The organism is Burkholderia sp. HAN2018 (assembly GCF_024704855.1).
Taxonomy (GTDB): Bacteria; Pseudomonadota; Gammaproteobacteria; order Burkholderiales; family Burkholderiaceae; genus Burkholderia; species Burkholderia cepacia.
Genome location: NZ_QOBB01000173.1, coordinates 1 through 16,165, shown reverse-complemented (window position 1 = coordinate 16,165; position 16,165 = coordinate 1). Strand labels below are relative to the sequence as shown.

General features: G+C 66.8%; 17 protein-coding genes. 7 read left to right on the top strand and 10 right to left on the bottom strand.

Annotated features, from left to right (window positions below; all coding sequences use genetic code 11):
- The 8 genes from DPV74_RS30475 to DPV74_RS30440 all read right to left on the bottom strand — a co-directional run.
- On the bottom strand, positions 1-1,545 hold a 1,545-nt coding region (locus tag DPV74_RS30475; protein ID WP_162923178.1), incomplete at its 3' end, for a type II and III secretion system protein family protein.
- 99 nt (positions 1,546-1,644) lie between these two features.
- Entirely contained in the window at positions 1,645-2,484 is an 840-nt protein-coding gene (cpaB, locus tag DPV74_RS30470; RefSeq protein ID WP_060084644.1) for a Flp pilus assembly protein CpaB, read from the bottom strand.
- A gap of 35 nt (positions 2,485-2,519) precedes the next feature.
- Complete coding sequence (locus tag DPV74_RS30465) at positions 2,520-3,920, bottom strand: ATP-binding protein (protein WP_060084692.1); 1,401 nt, start codon at positions 3,918-3,920, stop codon at positions 2,520-2,522.
- A 32-nt stretch (positions 3,921-3,952) separates the two neighbouring features.
- The gene (locus DPV74_RS30460) at positions 3,953-4,492 is read right to left on the bottom strand and encodes a prepilin peptidase (protein ID WP_059688223.1); all 540 of its coding nucleotides are present in this window, start codon (positions 4,490-4,492) and stop codon (positions 3,953-3,955) included.
- A gap of 27 nt (positions 4,493-4,519) precedes the next feature.
- Complete coding sequence (locus DPV74_RS30455; RefSeq protein ID WP_059485633.1) at positions 4,520-4,726, bottom strand: Flp family type IVb pilin; 207 nt, start codon at positions 4,724-4,726, stop codon at positions 4,520-4,522.
- An 82-nt stretch (positions 4,727-4,808) separates the two neighbouring features.
- Positions 4,809-5,000 (bottom strand): Flp family type IVb pilin, encoded by a 192-nt coding sequence (locus tag DPV74_RS30450; protein WP_011349893.1) that lies wholly within the window; start codon positions 4,998-5,000, stop codon positions 4,809-4,811.
- A 140-nt stretch (positions 5,001-5,140) separates the two neighbouring features.
- Positions 5,141-5,332 (bottom strand): Flp family type IVb pilin, encoded by a 192-nt coding sequence (locus tag DPV74_RS30445; RefSeq protein ID WP_059688225.1) that lies wholly within the window; start codon positions 5,330-5,332, stop codon positions 5,141-5,143.
- Positions 5,333-6,015: 683 nt separating this feature from the next.
- Positions 6,016-6,303 carry a hypothetical protein gene (locus DPV74_RS30440; protein ID WP_124535345.1) on the bottom strand — a complete coding sequence of 96 codons (288 nt, stop codon included), beginning with the start codon at positions 6,301-6,303 and terminating at the stop codon, positions 6,016-6,018.
- An 81-nt stretch (positions 6,304-6,384) separates the two neighbouring features.
- On the opposite strand from DPV74_RS30440, the gene DPV74_RS30435 reads away from it, so the two are divergent.
- The 6 genes from DPV74_RS30435 (at position 6,385) to DPV74_RS30410 (ending at position 12,222) form a co-directional block, all read left to right on the top strand.
- Complete coding sequence (locus DPV74_RS30435) at positions 6,385-7,623, top strand: glycosyltransferase family 87 protein (protein ID WP_119338545.1); 1,239 nt, start codon at positions 6,385-6,387, stop codon at positions 7,621-7,623.
- The gene (locus DPV74_RS30430; RefSeq protein ID WP_119338544.1) at positions 7,620-8,999 is read left to right on the top strand and encodes a glycosyltransferase family 87 protein; all 1,380 of its coding nucleotides are present in this window, start codon (positions 7,620-7,622) and stop codon (positions 8,997-8,999) included. Before DPV74_RS30435 ends, DPV74_RS30430 begins: the two co-directional genes overlap by 4 nt.
- Positions 9,000-9,023: 24 nt before the next feature.
- On the top strand, positions 9,024-10,067 hold the full coding sequence (locus DPV74_RS30425; protein ID WP_060196902.1) for a glycosyltransferase family 2 protein: 1,044 nt from the start codon (positions 9,024-9,026) through the stop codon (positions 10,065-10,067).
- Positions 10,068-10,082: 15 nt separating this feature from the next.
- Entirely contained in the window at positions 10,083-10,466 is a 384-nt protein-coding gene (locus DPV74_RS30420) for a GtrA family protein (RefSeq protein ID WP_059688229.1), read from the top strand.
- 296 nt (positions 10,467-10,762) lie between these two features.
- A complete protein-coding gene (locus DPV74_RS30415) occupies positions 10,763-11,266 on the top strand; it encodes an inclusion body family protein (RefSeq protein WP_027792733.1) in 504 nt (167 codons plus the stop codon).
- Positions 11,267-11,331: 65 nt separating this feature from the next.
- Positions 11,332-12,222, top strand: a complete 891-nt coding sequence (locus DPV74_RS30410) for an AidA/PixA family protein (RefSeq protein WP_111941271.1) — start codon at positions 11,332-11,334, stop codon at positions 12,220-12,222.
- A gap of 28 nt (positions 12,223-12,250) precedes the next feature.
- Here DPV74_RS30410 and DPV74_RS30405 read toward each other — a convergent pair whose 3' ends face one another.
- Positions 12,251-13,189: an ABC transporter substrate-binding protein gene (locus DPV74_RS30405; protein ID WP_119338543.1), complete on the bottom strand. Its 939-nt coding sequence runs from the start codon at positions 13,187-13,189 to the stop codon at positions 12,251-12,253.
- A 108-nt stretch (positions 13,190-13,297) separates the two neighbouring features.
- Positions 13,298-14,416 carry a TauD/TfdA family dioxygenase gene (locus DPV74_RS30400; RefSeq protein WP_119338542.1) on the bottom strand — a complete coding sequence of 373 codons (1,119 nt, stop codon included), beginning with the start codon at positions 14,414-14,416 and terminating at the stop codon, positions 13,298-13,300.
- Positions 14,417-14,852: 436 nt separating this feature from the next.
- Here DPV74_RS30400 and DPV74_RS30395 point away from each other — a divergent pair.
- Positions 14,853-16,165: MFS transporter (locus DPV74_RS30395; protein WP_119338541.1), on the top strand; the 1,313-nt coding region annotated here is incomplete at its 3' end.

The following is a 16,165-nucleotide window of genomic DNA, read 5'->3' as shown; positions in this document are numbered from 1 at the left end:
CTTGCGCACACCGCCGCGGCCTTCCATGTTGCCCGTCGCGTACACGTCGACTTCGTTCGGCTTCGAGAAGCTGTCGGTCGGCAGCGGCACGTCGGCGGTCTGCAGCGGCTTCACCAGGTGCGGCGTGATCAGGAAGATCAGCTCGGTGCGATCCTGCTGGAACGACGTGCTGCGGAACAGCGCGCCGAGCACCGGCACTTCGCCCACACCCGGGAGCGCCTTCAGCGCGCCCGTCACGTTGTCCTTGATCAGCCCGCCGATCGCGAACGATTCGCCGTCGCTCATCTGCACCGTCGTCGATGCGCGCCGCGTCGTGATCAGCGGCAGGATCGACGTGCCGCCGATGTTGGTCGCACTCAGCGTGACACCCGTCTGCGACAGCTCCGACACTTCCGGCGCCACCTTCAGGCTGATCCGGCCGTTGGCGAGCACCGTCGGCGTGAACTTCAGCGCGACGCCGAATTCCTCTTCCTGCAGCGTGATCGACGACGTGCCGTTGCCGCTGCTCTGCGGAATCGGGATGAAGATCTTGCCGCCGGCGAGGAACGTCGCTTCCTGGCCGCTGATCGTCACGAGATTCGGCTCCGCGAGGATCTTGACCAGGTTGTCGGTGTTCTGTGCGTCGGCCGCGAGGTTGAACGGCTTGTTGTTCGCCTTGCTGAAGGCGACGCCGCTCGCCACCCCCGCGAGCAGGTTGCTGACCAGCGCCCCGCTCCACGAACCGAACCCGCCCTGGATGTTGAGCGCGCTGCCCATCTGGTTGATCAGCGTCTTCGACACCTCGGCCACCTTCACCTCGAGCATCACCTGCTGCGGCGACGTGACGGCCAGCATGTTCAGCACGCCGCTGCCGCTTTGCTTGCCGCCCGCGGCCGGGTCGCCGGCGCTGTCGCCGTAGGCGCGCGCGATCTGCACGGCCTGCTGCGCGGCCTGCGAGCTCGACACGGTGCCCGACAGCACGATCGTGCCGGCCGCCGTCGTCACGCGGATGTCGCGCTCGTTCGGCATCAGCTGCAGCAGCGACGCCTGCAGGCCGCCGGCATCCGCGCCGACCGCGACGTCGATCACGCGGCATGCGCCGCTCTTGCCCTGCACGATCATGTTGGTCGTGCCGACCGCGAGCCCGAGGATGTACAGCGTCTGCGGTGACACCATCGTGGCCTGCGCAACCGCCGGATTGCCGATCGTCCGATTGCGGACCGGCTCCGGCATCGGCACCAGCAGCGACTTGCCGAGCGGCACGCTGACGCTGGTCGACTCGCGCACGGCGCCGACGCAATTCGGCCCGCGCAGCGGCCCCGCCGACGCGGCGGGCGCGGCGGCCGCCACCGGCGCCATGCTGATCGTCATCTGCATCGGCCCCTTGCCGACGGCGGTCGGCGCGCTGGCGCCGCCCTTCGTCAGCACCGCCGACTCGATGCCTTCCTGCGCGAGTGCGCCATAAACCGTCAGCCATCCCGAACAGAGGATCGCGACCATCATCGTGCCCCGTGCGACGCGTGTGCGCAGCGGGCCGGTATCCGTGCATTGCGGTTTGATCTTCATTTCGTCTGATCCCCCGAGAGACCGGCACCGTGCCGGTTATCGACTTCCAGGGCCGCCGCACGTTGCAGGCGGCCGTTTATGTGACTGTGTTGATCTGCTTCAGAAACACTCGACGCTGCCCTTCACGCCCGTCAGCACGCCGACGCAGTCGCGCCGCGCTTCCGGCGCCGCATGCGATGCGACGTGCACGCGTACCGTCCGTACGCGAGCGGGCGCCGCAGGCGCTTCGGGTGCGGGCTCCTTGCCGAGCAGCGTCAGCTTGGTCGCCCCGTCGGTGTTCAGCGTCTTCTGGTCGACCTGGTTGCGCAGCACGAGCGACAGCGTGCCGACGCTGCGCGCGAGGTCGAGCCGCTCGGCCTGGTCGGGCGTGACTTCCAGCGTCACCGCGTTGACGACCTTCGGCGCCGTGTCGTCGCGGCTCACCTGCTGTGCGACGGCGAGCACGAGGATGTGCTCGAGCACGATCTTCGAGATGCTCTGCCCGTCGGTCTTGCCCTGCTGTTCCTGCGTGTTGACGATCACGTCGACGTAGTTGCCCGGCAGCGCGAAGCCCGCGACGCCGACCACGTCGTTCACGCGCACCGTGATCGCGCGGCTGCCGTCGGCGATCACCGCGGACAGCCCGCCCTTCGTGCCGACCGGCGCGAGCTTCGTCTCGATCACCGGCTCGCCGCGTGCGAGGCTGGTGCGCACGACGCGCCCTTCGAGCGCCTTCGTATCGGTGAACGCGCCGGTCGGCACGCTGCCCGACGGCCAGCTGACCATGTGAATCTGGTTCGGCCCGAGCGGTTCGCCCAGGTTCAGGTCGGTGGTGGCCACCGCGACCGGCGTGACCGAACTCGTGGATGTCTGTACCAGCCAGTGGGACGCGAACACGACCGCGGCAAGACCCGCGACCATCGCGACGACCAGCATCATGACCGCTCGACTGTTTTTCATGGCAATGCTCCTCGACGAATCGTGAAAGAAACGGCTCAACCGGTGATGAAGGTGCGTCCGCCGCGTTCGACGGGCGGCGGATGGACGCCGTCACGTTCGGGTGCCGCGCCGAAATAGCTCACCCACGCGTCGTACAGCGCGTCGTGCGTCACCTCGGGCGGATCGCCGCGGTAACGCGCGCCGGCGGCCACGAGACGCAGCAGGTCCGCCGGAAAACAGGCGAGAAACGCCTTGCCGGTCGGCAGGTGCAGCCGATGCAGCAGGTAGTCGAATGCATCGCTCGCCGATACGAGCCCCAGCGATGCGCAGGCTGCGTCATACACGGCGCGGTAGTCGTCGATCGCCATCGCGCCGACGTGAAGCTTCGAACCGAGCCGGCGCAGGAACGCGTCGTCGCAGAACTGCTCCGGCGCGAGGTTGCTCGAGAACACCGGCCAGACGTCGAACGGCATCACGAAGCGGTTGCCGGATTCGAGCGTCAGGTAATCGACGCCGCGATCGAGCGGACGCAGCCAGCGGTTGAGCAGGTCGCGCGGCTCGACGCGCTGGCGGCCGAGATCGTCGACGACGTACATGCCCATGTTCGCCTTCATGTGCGGCGGCGCCTGGTAAAAGCCGGCGACTTCGTCGCGACGCAGGTCGAGCTCGTCGAGCGTCAGTTCGCCGCCCGACATCACGACCGGCCGTTCGCACAGGCGCCAGCGGCGATCGACCGACTGGCCGCCCGACGACGTTCCCGCATCGACGTGCACGAGCGGGTCGTAGATCTGGATCACTTCGCCGGCCGCGCAGATCGCGTACGGCACCGGCACGCGGCCCCGCATCAGCGAACCGAGCCGCTCGGCGAGGAAGGTCTTGCCGCTGCCGGCGGGCCCGTAGATCAGCAGCGGACGGCCCGCGTTCAGCGCAGCCGCGGCCGCATCGAGCACCGCCGTGTCGATCACGATGCCTTCGAACGCCGCCCACACCTCGTCCTGGCTGATGTGCAGCTTGCGTACCGAATGCGCGTTCAGGCACGCGAGATACGCGTCGAGCGTCACCGGCGCGGGCCCGCTGTAGCCGCTGCGCGCCCGTTCCTCGAGCGCCAGCACGCGGCCCGCGTCGGTCAGGCGGAACGTCACGTCGAGATCGGTCGCACCGCGATGGGTGAGCTCGACGAGATGCTCGCGCACCAGGAACGCGAAGACGTCGTCGAGCACGGCGAGCGGCAGGCAGTGCCGTTCGACCAGGTCGCCGTACGACGGGCGGCCGAGCATCAGCGTCGACTTCAGCACGAGACCGGCGACGAACGTCATGCTCAACCCGGTATCGTCGAGCGAGCGCGGCGCCGCCGGCAACTGCGCGCCCAGCTTCGTATGCGCTTCCCGCGACGGCAACGGATCGGGCAGGCGTGCCACCTGTGCGTCGCGTCTCGGTTCGGTGTGATTCGTGTTCATGATCGTTCCGTCCTCGTTGCAGATCCGTCGCGCTACGCGCACGACGCGAACAGCATGCCCAGCGTGCCGGCCGCGATCGCCACGCCGTACGGCAGCGTGCCGACCGATGCGATTTCGACGGGGCCGCCGGTGGCCTCGGCGCTCGCGCCTGGCGAGCGCCGCGCGATCAACGCGCGCACGTTCGCCCACATCTGGCGCATCCGCCCGCGCAGCAGCGCATAGGCGATGGCGCCGATCCCGCCGGCCAGGAAGGTGGCCAGCACGATGTAAAACGTCATTTCCGCGCCGACCCAGGCGCCGATCGCGAGCATCAGCTTCACGTCGCCGGCCGCCATTCCGCGCAACAGGTAGAACGGCAACAGCAGGCCGAAGCCGGTCGCGGCACCGGCGAGCCATCCGAGCGCGCCCCCCGCGACACCGTGCAACAGGCACTGGGCAACCAGCGCGCCGGCCAGGCCGAGCAGGACGAGACGGTTCGGAATGCGGCGGGTCGCGATGTCCGTGCTGGCCGCGGCGACCGCGAGCAGCGTCACGCACAACGGAACCGGGTAAGGCGGCGCAACAGGTAGCATGGCGAACCTCGCAGTCGACTCGGTGGATCAGGAAACCATTGCCAGCGCGGTGGCCACGGCGGCCGTCACGGCTGTTGCGATCACCTCGTACGCATTGGCAAGCGAACCCTTCAGCGTGACGACCGTCCCCAGCACCGCGACGGCGAACATCGCGCCGAGCAACGCATATTCGATCGACGTCACGCCCTGCTCGTCGCCGATCCAGCGACGTACGACACGCATCCTGGCTTGCATGATGGTCTCCGGTTCCCGGTTGATCGGATCGCCGGGGACGGCTCGAGCGCTGCACCGGCCGAGCCGTCCGCGGCATGCTCCATCAGATGCCCGCCACCGCCGAGTCCAGGTCGGCCGCGATCGTGCTGAACACGGTCTTGAGGTCCTTCCCGATGGTCGACAGCGCGAGGATGATGCCGACTGCGATCAGTGCGGCGATCAGGCCGTATTCGATGGCGGTCACGCCGTCTTCATCGCGAACGAAACGGCTGGCTTGTTGAATGAACTTGGACATGTTGATCTCCTTGGGTGGTCACTTTCAAAGCCCTCGCGTGCCGGCTGGTCGGATGACCGTGCATCGATACGTCGAGGAATGTCGTTGATGCCGTGTGGTGCCGACGAACGATTCGGACGAGCCGTTCGTCGTACCGTCCATCAGATTCCTGCTACCGCCGAGTCCAGATCCGCGGCGATCGTGCTGAACACGGTCTTCAGATCCGTACCGACCGTCGTCAACGCGACGACGATGCCGATCGCGATCAGGGCAGCGATCAGGCCGTATTCGATGGCCGTCACGCCGTCCTGATCCTGGACGAACCACGCGATCTTTTCGATGATTCTTGTCATGAGCATTCTCCTTTCGGACTGCTATGAAATTCCCTTCGTCGGTCAGGACGTCGGGGTTGGGCACCACCGGCACTACTCGAAAAATCGGGACGCGTCGCTCAGCCGCGGGAGCGGGGATATGCACCCCTGTCCGTGCGAATGGGTATCAGTGACGCAGTGAACGAGAAAGGCGTGTACGGTGCGACCGGCCGGATGAACCGGACCATCCGATCGACCGGAACGGCACGACTGCCGTTCGACGCATGGAATCCAGATGAATGGGAGACAAACTCCCGGATAAGCTGCAATATGTTTTTAATCCGGTTCTCGAACCGTGATGTGCTGTGGTCTTTCATTTTTATTCCCCATATGCGGCCATGCCGACTTTTTATTGCCCTGACGATACCGGGTCTCATTGGTCACCCGACGAAGGCTTGCGCGGTTGATCGACCTGGAGCTGCTTGTTCCCCGATGCGCTCCGGCCCTTCTTTCCGCCTGTGATTCCGGTGCCGGGTTCCGTCTGTCTTTTGCCGGAACCGCCCGGTCGTCACATCGTCGACTGCCGTGCCAACGCTTACGCAAAGAGCAGGCCACCCGAAGCGGAATCGAGGCGCATCAAGGGTTCCGGCGATGCCCGCTCTCCCCGGCCCGGGGTGCAGTGTGCGAAATGTTTCAAAATTGATATATGTTTCCCGGCGAGCGTTTCACGCGTGAATGCCCGCCGCCGCGCTGCGCAAAGGATCGAAAATTTTTTCTTGGGATTTTCCCGGACGCTCGACGGCGCTCGCGTCCCGAGCGATCGCCGGGGCGCGGAACCGGTCGAAATGACGGAATGTTTCAAGGCAGAAACACGAAAGCCCGCAGTTCGGATTTCTCATACCTGAAAATGCGGTTTTCACGTGCGTCTTAGGCCAGACTAAATCCCGGCATTCAGCGGGTGATTTGCAACGCGCCATTTTTTCTCCAACAATGACCTCACCGGACAACGCCATTTCAGAGCGACTCGATCCGCAGGCACCACAAGATCAAACGGCTGCGATTGACCAAGCGGCCTCTACCAAATACGGGGAATCATGTACACAGCCAATCGTGAAATGCGCGGGCGGGCAACACGCCGCGCTCAGTGGCTGACAGCCGACCGGATCATTCCGTACAGCTGCATCATGCTGATGCTCTTCGCCGCGTTGCTGGTTGTCTGGGGCTTCGTGACCAGCGGCTTCACGTCGAATGTCGCCGTCCGGCCGGGCGTCGATTTCTCCGTCTTCTGGACCGCATCGCACCTGGTGTTGCAAGGCCATGCCGCATCGGCCTACGACCCCTCCTTATTCCTGCAGGCCGAGCTCGCACAATTCGACACGTATTTGCAGCACCGGTCGCTTCCCTGGCTCTATCCGCCGACGATGTTGCTGTTCATCGCTCCGGTTGCCCTTGTGCCTTTCCTGCCCGCATATTTCCTCTTTTTCGCGGGCAGTCTTTTATGCTACGCGTTCGCCGTCTCGCGGTTGTCGGGATTGCGCGCGCATCTTCCGGTGCCGCACGCCGCGGCGATCGTCGTGGTCGCGTATTCGGCGGTGTGCATGTCCGCGCTGTTCGGCCAGAACAGCATCCTGACCGCCGGCCTCGCCGCACTCGCGCTGCATCTGCTCGGCAAGCGCCCGGTCGCGGCCGGCGTGCTGATCGGGCTGCTTGCGATCAAGCCGCAGCTGGCCGTGGTGTTCCCCGTCGTGCTGATCGCGGCACGTGCGTGGCGCACCTTCGCGGCGGCCGCGATCACCGCCGCGCTGTTCGCGGCCGCCGGCATCGCACTGGCCGGCCCCGGTGCGCTGCACGGGTTGAGCCAGGCACTGTCGACGGTGCGCGAACAGCATTTCATGCTCCCGTCGTACTGGCTCGCGTCGCCGACGCCGTTCGCCGCATTGCGGCTCGCGGGCCTGCCGGTGACGGCCGCACTGGTCGCGCAAGCGGCGGTCGCGCTGCTCGCGCTCGCCGCGGCCGTCGACGTATGGCGCCGCACGCCCGACATGCGCCTGCGCGGCGCGGTGCTGGCCGTCGCCACGCTGCTGACGACGCCGTATCTGTGGAACTACGAACTGACGTGGCTCGGCATCGCGATCTTCTGCCTGATCGCGCACGGTCTCGACAAAGGCTGGCTGCCGGGCGACCAGGGCATCATCGTGCTGGCGTGGCTGCTGCCGATCTTCGAGATGTTCAACCGACTGATGAAGCTGCCGCAGATCGGGCCGATCGTGCTGCTCGCGGTGCTGTTCATCGTCGTGCGCCGCACGGCGCTCGAATCCCGGAGCGCACGATGAGATCGTCACCTTCCGCACGCCACGCGCACCCGGATACCGACGTGCATCCGGAACTCCCGATCGCGGGCCCGCGCCGCTACCCGCACTGGCTCAATCGCGAGCGCGTGCGCCTCTATGCGGGCGCCGCACTGGCGAGCGAGCTGCTGTTCATCTGCATCTACGTCACCCGCGTGTACCTGTCGCACAACGGCGCGCTGCAGCCGCTGTCGCAGGATTTCTCGCCGATCTGGAGCGCCGCGTGGCTCGCCGCGCACGGGCATGCGGCCGATGCCTGGCATTTTCCCGCGCTGTTCGCAGTGCAGAAGCTCGCGATCCCGACGATGACGCTCGCGGACGGCACGCTGCCGTGGCTCTACCCGCCCTCGATGCTGCTGCTCGTGCTGCCGCTCGGCTGGCTGCCGTACACGCTGGCGCTCGTGCTGTGGCTCGGGCTCACCTATGCGCTGTTTTCGGCAACGATCCGCGCGATCGTGCAGCGAGATGGCGCATGGTTGTGCGCGTTCGCATTCCCCGGCGCGTTCCTCACGGTGATCGTCGGGCAGACCAGCCTCTTCACCGCATTGCTCGCCGGTGCCGGCCTGCTCGCGCTGGCCCGCCGCCCCGTGCACGCCGGGATCTGCTTCGGCTTGCTGACGATGAAGCCGCAGCTCGCGGTGCTGTTCCCGCTCGCGCTGCTGTGCGCCGGCCAATGGCGCGCACTGGCCGCGTGGGCCGCGACGATCGCGTGCAGCGCCGCACTCGCGACACTCGCGTTCGGGTTCGGCCCGTGGATCACCTTCACGCATGTGATCGACAGCGTCTACACGATCGTCGGCACCGGCCAGGCCAAGCTCGCGCGCATGCCGTCGGTGTTCGCGCTCGCGACGATGGCCGGCCTGCCCACCTTCGTCGCCAGCGGCCTTCAACTGCTGTCGGCCGCGGTCGCCGCGATCGCCGTCGTCTATGCGTGGCGCGGCGACTGCGCGTACGCGCTGCGCGCCGCGACGCTCGCGTGCGCGTGCCTGCTCGTCAGCCCCTATCTGTACGACTACGACCTGACCTGGTACGGCCTCGTGATCGCGTGGTACGCGCGTTATGCGTGGACGCACGGCTGGCGGCGCTTCGACCGGGAATGGCTGACGCTGCTGTGGCTGATGCCGCTCGCGGGCCTCGCGGTCGTGCCGCATCTGTCGTTCCAGTTCATGCCGCTCGTCACGCTGGCGTCGCTCGGGCTGCTCGTCAGCCGGATCGCCCGGGACCGGCGCGACGTGCCGTCGATGCCGGACGCACGCGACCGCTCGACCGACACCGCGTTCACCCATTCGGCAAGAACGCACCACCGCCCGGCGTACGGATTGCGCCGCACCGGCCGACCGACCATCGGCGTGCATCGGTGAAGCGACATCACAGGGGAAATCATCATGCGGGAACCACTCTATACACCGCTCGTATCGCTGGTCGTGCCGTTCTATAACGAAGGCGAGGCCGTCGAACGCTTCTTCGACGTCGTGATGCCGTTGATGACGTCCATCGACGGCATCCGGTTCGAGATCGTCTGCGTGAACGACGGCAGCCGCGACGACACGCTCGAGCGGCTGATCCGGATCGGCGCCGGCGAACGGCGCGTGCGGGTGATCGACCTGACCCGCAACTTCGGCAAGGAAGCAGCGCTCACGGCCGGTCTCGACGAAGCCCTCGGCGACGCGGTGATCCCGCTCGACGCCGACCTGCAGGACCCGCCGAGCCTGATTCCGGTGATGATCGAACACTGGCGCGACGGTGCGGAAGTCGTCGCCGCGAAGCGCAGCAACCGCGCGTGCGATTCGTTCGCGAAGCGCACGGCGGCCGCGATCTACTATCGCGTGCACAACCTGCTGTCGGACGTGAAACTGCCGGAGAACGTCGGCGATTTCCGGCTGATGGACCGCAAGGTCGTGAACGCGCTGCGCAGCCTGCCCGAGCGGCATCGCTTCATGAAGGGGCTGTTCGCGTGGGTCGGCTACCGGACGGTCATCGTCGAATACCAGCGCGACGCGCGTAGTGCCGGACACTCGAAATTTTCCGGCTGGAAGCTGTGGAATTTCGCGCTGGAAGGCATCACCAGCTTCAGCACCGTGCCGCTGCGCAGCTGGACCTACATCGGCGTCGGCATCGCCGCGCTCGCGTTCCTGTACGGCGCGTTCATCATTCTCCGCACGCTGCTGTTCGGCAATCCGGTGCTCGGCTACGCGTCGCTGATCTCGGTCACGCTGTTCATCGGCGGCATCGAGCTCATCGGGATCGGTGTCGTCGGCGAATACATCGGGCGGATCTACGACGAGTCGAAGCAACGGCCCGTCTACCTGATCCGCCGCCGCTACCAGACGCACGGCAAGGTGGTCGAACTGCGGGTCGCGCGCGATGCGCGCCGCCAGAGCGCTCGCCGGCGCGTGCAGCCGACCCGTGCGCGGATCGGCGAACGCTGACGCGCGGCGACGGCCATGATCGGCCTGCTCGATGCCGAGCGCACGCGCCTCGTGCGCTTCGGCGTGTCCGGCCTCTGCTCGACCGCGATCCACACGCTGGTCGCAGCGGCGCTGTTCGCGCGGTTCGACGCGACGCTGGTGACTGCGAACACGATCGCGTTCCTCTGCGCGACGGCGTTCTCGTATCTCGCGAACACGCTGTGGAGCTTTTCGTCGACGGTGCGCACGCGCAACGCGGTGCGCTTTCTCGCGGTCACGCTCGCCGGCTTCGTCGAAACCCTGCTGCTCGCGCGTGCGGCCGAAGCGCTCGACGTGTCCCGCGCAATGAGCATCGTCGCGATCGCGTTGCTGATTCCGCCGACGACGTTCCTGCTGCACCGGCTCTGGACCTATCGTTGAACGCCCCTTCCCGCCGCCCCCGAAAATAATCGGCCATTCAATTAACAGATTCAATGTCGGCATATTTATGTCACGCATGAATCCGATTGATTCCGATTTTAAAATTACCGCCCGAAACAAATTAAATACCCTGTTTACTTTTACAGCTTCCAGAAACAACCGAACGGGATAATCTGCCTTCGCCATCTCGCCAGCACGGGCATCTAACGGCGACGAGCCTTGCAGGACAAGGCCATGGCGGCTGCGCGACGAAATTCGCGCAACAATAATTCCCATTCATTCAAACGGGAGCTTCTATGTCACGCGTTACCGATGTGCTCGTCTCTTTCGATACCGAAACCATCCTCAAAAAATATCCGAATCCCAGCAAGAATCCGAATAGCCCGACGCTGATCGACTGGAAGCACGTGTACATGGTCACCAACCAGGACAACGTGGTGTCCGGGCAGGCGGGCGGCGAACTCGACCTGAAGGCGCAGGTCGGCGACCTGATCCGCTGGCGTGAAACGAGCCTGTCGCTGGGCTTCGAGAACCAGGTGGTGTTCTACAAGTTCATCGGCAACGTCGGCAACGAACTGATCTCGACGCCGACACCGCGCGTCGCGGAAGCGTCGATCCCGGTGCCGAACACCAGCAAGCCCGAGGTGCCGACCTGCCAGAAGGTCGCGAACTACTACTGGTCGTCGGAATGCCTGAAGGTCGGCCGCGTGACTTACCACTTCCAGTTCCAGATCATCGATCGCAACTGCCAGAGCCAGGGCTGCTTCTCGTGGGATCCGTTCATCTCGATCCATAACTGATCGCGGCAGGCGGGCGGCCGCGCGGCGGCTGCCCGCATCAACCCCTTGTTGCGGAGGAAGCGCTCATGCCTGGTCTTCGTTCCGATGTGCTCGTGATCGTCGACGCCGTCACGCTGCTGTCGGCCTACCCGGAGGCGAGCCGGGACCCCGACGCGCCGACCGTGATCGACGGCCGGCACCTCTACGTGGTGAGCCCCGGCGACGCCGCGCAGCTCGGCCACAACGACAGCCGGCTCTTCGCCGGGCTGTCGCCGGGCGACCAGTTGCGCCTGCGCGAGACCGCGCTGGCACTGCGCGCCGAGGCGAGCGTGCTGTTCGTCCGGTTCGCGTTGAAGGATGCGGGCATCGTCGCGCCGTTCGAAGCCGAAGTACGCGACGCGGCCGCGCCGGTACCCGATGCCGACGACCTGCTGCATCCGCCGTGCCATCCGATGAAGGACCACTACTGGCGCAGCGACGTGCTGGCCGCGGGCGCCACCACGTGCACGGCCGATTTCGCCGTGTTCGACCGCGACGGCACCGTGTCGGGCTATTTCCGTTGGGAAACGTCGATCGAGATCGGCGCCGGCCGGCCGGCCGCGAAACAGCCGGATTTCAAGCCGTCGTCGGATCGCAACGGCAACTTCACGCTGCCGCCGGATACCGCGTTCAAGGCGATCTTCTACGCGAATGCCGCCGACCGGCAGGACCTCAGGCTTTTCATCGACGATGCGCCGGAACCGGCCGCGTCGTTCGTCGGCAACAGCGAGGACGGCGTCAGGCTGTTCACGCTGAACTCGAAGGGCGGCAAGATCCGGATCGACGCATTCGCCAACGGCAGGAAATCCGCGACCGATGCGCGTCTCGCGCCGCTGTCCGCGGGCGACACCGTCTGGCTCGGCTGGCTCGGCGCCGAAGACGGCGCCGATGCCGACTACAACGACGGGATCGTGATCCTGCAGTGGCCGATCACCTGAGCATCGCGGCGATCGGCACCCGGGCGGTTCAGGTGCGCGGCAGCCCCGGCGGATTGGTCTGCGACCGGTCGATCGCTTCGGCATCGAGACTCCAGCGGCCGAGCACCTTCCGGTAGCTGCCGTTCGCGATCAGCGCATTGATCGCGACCGTCAGCGGATCGGCGAGGCCGCTGCCCTTGCGCGTCGTGATCGCGATGTCCGCGGTGCGCGGCCAGCCGCCGCTCACGGTGCCGATCAGCTTCGCGTCGCCGCGCAGCGATGCCTGGTACGCGAGCATCGAGTTCACGCTGAAGATCGTGTCGACGCGCCCCGACTGCAGCGCGACCCAGCGCTCCGCCGCATCCGCGTAGTACTGGATCTCGACCGGCGCGAGGCCGCGCGCGACGTTCTGCCGGTTCCATTCGAGCAGGATCTTTTCCTGGTTCGTGCCCGAATCGGTCACGACGCGCAGCCCGGCAACGTCCTTCGGCTCGCGAATCGACGCGATCCGGCTGCCGTTCTTCACGTAGAAGCCGAGCTGATCCTTCCGGTAGGTCGAGAAGTCGAATTTCTCCTTGCGCTGTTCGGTGACCGTCACGTTCGAGATCACCGCGTCGACCTTGCCGGACTGCAGCGCGAGCGGCCAGTCGGCCCACGAGAGCGGCACGATCTTCAGCTTGCGGCCGAGGCTGTCGGCGACGAGCTGGGCGAGATCGGGATCGAAGCCGACGACCGTTCGCGCATCGGTCGCATAGGTGCTGAGCGGCGGCAGGTTCGGCGCGATGCCGATCGTCAACGTGCCCGCTTCGGCAAACCGGTAGCCGGCCGGCAATGCCTGCTCGACCGCCGGGTTCACGGTGCCGCGCTGCCGGCCCGGCTGCTCGGGGCTCAGGTCGAACGTCGCGGCCTGCGCGGCGACGCTGCCGCCGATCAGGATGGCGGCCAGCGCGAGAGCGATGCGTGCCACGGGAATTGCTGTTCTTCTCATGTCTTCCGGATTCCTTGATATTTTGCGAAGCGTGTGCCGAACGCGGGCGGCGCCGAACGATGCTCACCGCCTGTTCGCCGCCCTTCTCCCCCGGCGTTCCCGGTACGCTCACGCGGGCGTCACCTCGAGTTCGGCGGCGGCCGCGCGTTGCGGCGCCGGTTGCGCGACCGGCGACGGGCGCGTCGCGTGCGCGTCGCCCGCATACAGCGCCTTCGGATCGAAGACCCGCGCCTGCAAGGGCGTGAACGCGCGGAAGTTCCACAGGCTGCGCGCGACGAACACGCGCTGCACCCAGCGGAATGCCCGGTCGTTCTCGTCGTATTGCGGATCGAAACGGTCGCGCGAATGCAGCGTGAAATGGTTGTTGATCAGCACCAGCTTGCCGGGCTGTACCTGCACGCCGAACGACACTTCGCGCACCGCGCGATACAGGTTGGCCAGCGCCTCCTGCGCACGCGCATTGACCGCCAGCACCATGTCCGGATAGAACGCGACCGTCACGCGCGGCGCGTCGAGCGGCCCCGACAGCACCGCGCTCAGGTCGGTATTGTCGCGCGGCGTCGGCGCGGCGCCGCGCCACCGGTACGGCACGCGGATGATGTAGTGCTCGCCGTAGAGTTGCGCGATGTCGTCCGGCGACAGCAGCTGCAGCGCGCGGCGCGCGTCGGCGAGCCGCGTGTACGGGCCGCCGCCGGCTTCGCTGCGCACGCCGAGCAGCAGCAACGCGAACGGCGACGTGTCGCCTTCCGGCATGTGCGCCTGCGCGGCGTTCTCGATATGGAAATCGAGCTCGACCTCGGAGCCGAGGCCCGTATAGTCGCGTGCGGTCGCCTTGTGCGGCGTGAGGTTGTTCACGAGCTCGCGGCCTTCGTGCGCGATCGAATACGGTTCGCCGGCCAGCGTGCTCAGGGCGACCAGCACGTTCTCGCTCAACACGCCGGCCTTGAACGAGCGGCCGGTCTCCTCGAACCTCGGGCTGCCCTTCACGTCGTCGTCGATCGGCAGGTTGTCGATCTCGATCGAGCCGTGCGCGTCGGCGGTCGGTGCCTTCGCGCGATCGAACGCGTCGACGATCCGGTCGGGAAACGCGTTGTAGGCGAGCTTGCGCACCGCGCTGATGTAGCCCGCGCCGCCGGCCGGATCGTAGGCCAGTGCGCCGAGCGTCTTCCGGATGTGACCGGACTCCGCTGCCGTCAAGACGATGCGTTCATCTGCGAGATAGGTCATAGGTCTCTCGTATAAAGATCGGGGTTCGAAGAGCGGCATGGCACTGCCGCCGCGCGTTGCCGTCCTCGGGGCGCAGCGCTCGACAAGACTAGGAGACCGTCATTGCATTGCGAAATGATATTAAGTCGATTGCAAACAAAAATTTTCGATATAAGTTCAGCAATCCCGGTGACGTCAGGCAGCGTCGATCGCGCCGCGCCTTAACACGAAAGGTGGTTAAAAAATCGCTGGTTATTATTTGTATTCGTTAGCAGGTCGATGCTAGTTTTCTGTCGGATTCGACGATGCGGCCGGCCGTCGATCGGCAGCCGGCGCCCTTCCTCCGCCCTACGGAAATCTGCCCGATGACCCGATTCCGCCTGCTGCGCCGTTCGTCCGGTCACGACGTGACCCTGCCCGCGTACTGCCTTGCGCGCCACCCGGCACGGAGGCCACAATGAGCGATCGCGCTCCGGCGCTCGGCGGCGCGCCGGCCGCCATCGCACCGCCGCATCGCACGTCGCTGCGCGCGATCCTCCCGACCGTCGCGGCCGCGAGCCTCGGCTTCGCGATCGTTCAGCTCGACGTGACCGTCGTCAACGTCGCGATTCCGAGCCTCGGCCATTCATTCGGATCGAGCGTCCACGGGCTGCAGTGGATCGTCGATGCGTACACGCTGTCGTTCGCCGCGCTGCTGCTGACGTCCGGCACGCTGGCCGACCGCTTCGGCAGCCGCCGGCTGTTCGCGTACGGCCTCGCGCTGTTCCTGCTGGCATCGCTCGGCTGCGCGCTCGCGCCGTCGCTGGCCGCGCTGATCGCCGCGCGGGTCGCGCAGGGCGTCGGCGCCGCGATGATCCTGCCCACGTCGCTCGCGCTCATCACGCATGCGTGCGCGAACGATGCCGCCGCGCGCGTAAGGGCCGTCGCGTGGTGGAGCGCGACCGGCGGCGCGATCAGCGCGGCCGGGCCGACGCTCGGCGGGCTGCTGATCGATTCGCTCGGCTGGCGTGCGATCTTCTTCATCAATCTGCCGATCTGCGCGGCCGGGTTGTGGCTCACGGTGCGCCATGTACGGGATTCGGCCGCCGCACGCACGCGGCTGTTCGATCCGGCCGGCCAGCTCGTCGCGGTGCTCGTGCTCGCGCTGCTGACGGGCGGGATCATCCGGGCCGGCGCGCAGGGGCCGGGCGACCCGTATGCGGCCGGTGCGCTGGCCGCGTCGGTCGCGCTCGGCGCGCTGTTCGTCGCGATCGAGCGCCGCGTGGCCGCGCCGATGCTGCAGCTCGCGTTCTTCCGGATCGCGCGCGTGCCGGGCGTGCTCGCGATCGGCGCGATCACGAATGCCGCGTTCTACGGGCTGATTTTCTCGCTGAGCCTCTATTTCCAGAATGCGCGCGGCTTCACCGCGACCGAATCGGGGCTCGCGCTCGCACCGCTCACGATCATCATGCTCGCCAACATCGCGAGCGCGCGCATCGCCGTGCGTCATGGATTCCGCGCGACCGTCATCGTCGGGCTTGCGGTATCGCTCGCGGGCTACGTGTGGCTGTGGCGGACCCTCGGTGCGCATACCCCGTATGCGCTGCTCGCGCCGGGGCTCGCGGCAATGGCGATCGGCGGCGGCATCGCGATTCCCGCGCTGACGTCGACGCTGCTCTGCAGCGTCGAGGCCGGCCGCTCGGCCACCGCGTCGGCGATCCTCAATACCGCGCGCCAGGTGGGCGCTGCCGTCGGCGTCGCGGCGCTCGGCGCGCTGGTCGCGGGCCAGGG

Excerpts from the sequence above, each read along its gene's own strand:
- cpaB (WP_060084644.1), bottom strand. The coding sequence starts at position 2,484 with ATGAAAAACAGTCGAGCGGTCATGATGCTGGTCGTCGCGATGGTCGCG.
- DPV74_RS30465 (WP_060084692.1), bottom strand. The coding sequence starts at position 3,920 with ATGAACACGAATCACACCGAACCGAGACGCGACGCACAGGTGGCACGC.
- DPV74_RS30460 (WP_059688223.1), bottom strand. The coding sequence starts at position 4,492 with ATGCTACCTGTTGCGCCGCCTTACCCGGTTCCGTTGTGCGTGACGCTG.
- DPV74_RS30455 (WP_059485633.1), bottom strand. The coding sequence starts at position 4,726 with ATGCAAGCCAGGATGCGTGTCGTACGTCGCTGGATCGGCGACGAGCAG.
- DPV74_RS30450 (WP_011349893.1), bottom strand. The coding sequence starts at position 5,000 with ATGTCCAAGTTCATTCAACAAGCCAGCCGTTTCGTTCGCGATGAAGAC.
- DPV74_RS30445 (WP_059688225.1), bottom strand. The coding sequence starts at position 5,332 with ATGACAAGAATCATCGAAAAGATCGCGTGGTTCGTCCAGGATCAGGAC.
- DPV74_RS30440 (WP_124535345.1), bottom strand. The coding sequence starts at position 6,303 with ATGGCGTTGTCCGGTGAGGTCATTGTTGGAGAAAAAATGGCGCGTTGC.
- DPV74_RS30435 (WP_119338545.1), top strand. The coding sequence starts at position 6,385 with ATGTACACAGCCAATCGTGAAATGCGCGGGCGGGCAACACGCCGCGCT.
- DPV74_RS30430 (WP_119338544.1), top strand. The coding sequence starts at position 7,620 with ATGAGATCGTCACCTTCCGCACGCCACGCGCACCCGGATACCGACGTG.
- DPV74_RS30425 (WP_060196902.1), top strand. The coding sequence starts at position 9,024 with ATGCGGGAACCACTCTATACACCGCTCGTATCGCTGGTCGTGCCGTTC.
- DPV74_RS30420 (WP_059688229.1), top strand. The coding sequence starts at position 10,083 with ATGATCGGCCTGCTCGATGCCGAGCGCACGCGCCTCGTGCGCTTCGGC.
- DPV74_RS30415 (WP_027792733.1), top strand. The coding sequence starts at position 10,763 with ATGTCACGCGTTACCGATGTGCTCGTCTCTTTCGATACCGAAACCATC.
- DPV74_RS30410 (WP_111941271.1), top strand. The coding sequence starts at position 11,332 with ATGCCTGGTCTTCGTTCCGATGTGCTCGTGATCGTCGACGCCGTCACG.
- DPV74_RS30405 (WP_119338543.1), bottom strand. The coding sequence starts at position 13,189 with ATGAGAAGAACAGCAATTCCCGTGGCACGCATCGCTCTCGCGCTGGCC.
- DPV74_RS30400 (WP_119338542.1), bottom strand. The coding sequence starts at position 14,416 with ATGACCTATCTCGCAGATGAACGCATCGTCTTGACGGCAGCGGAGTCC.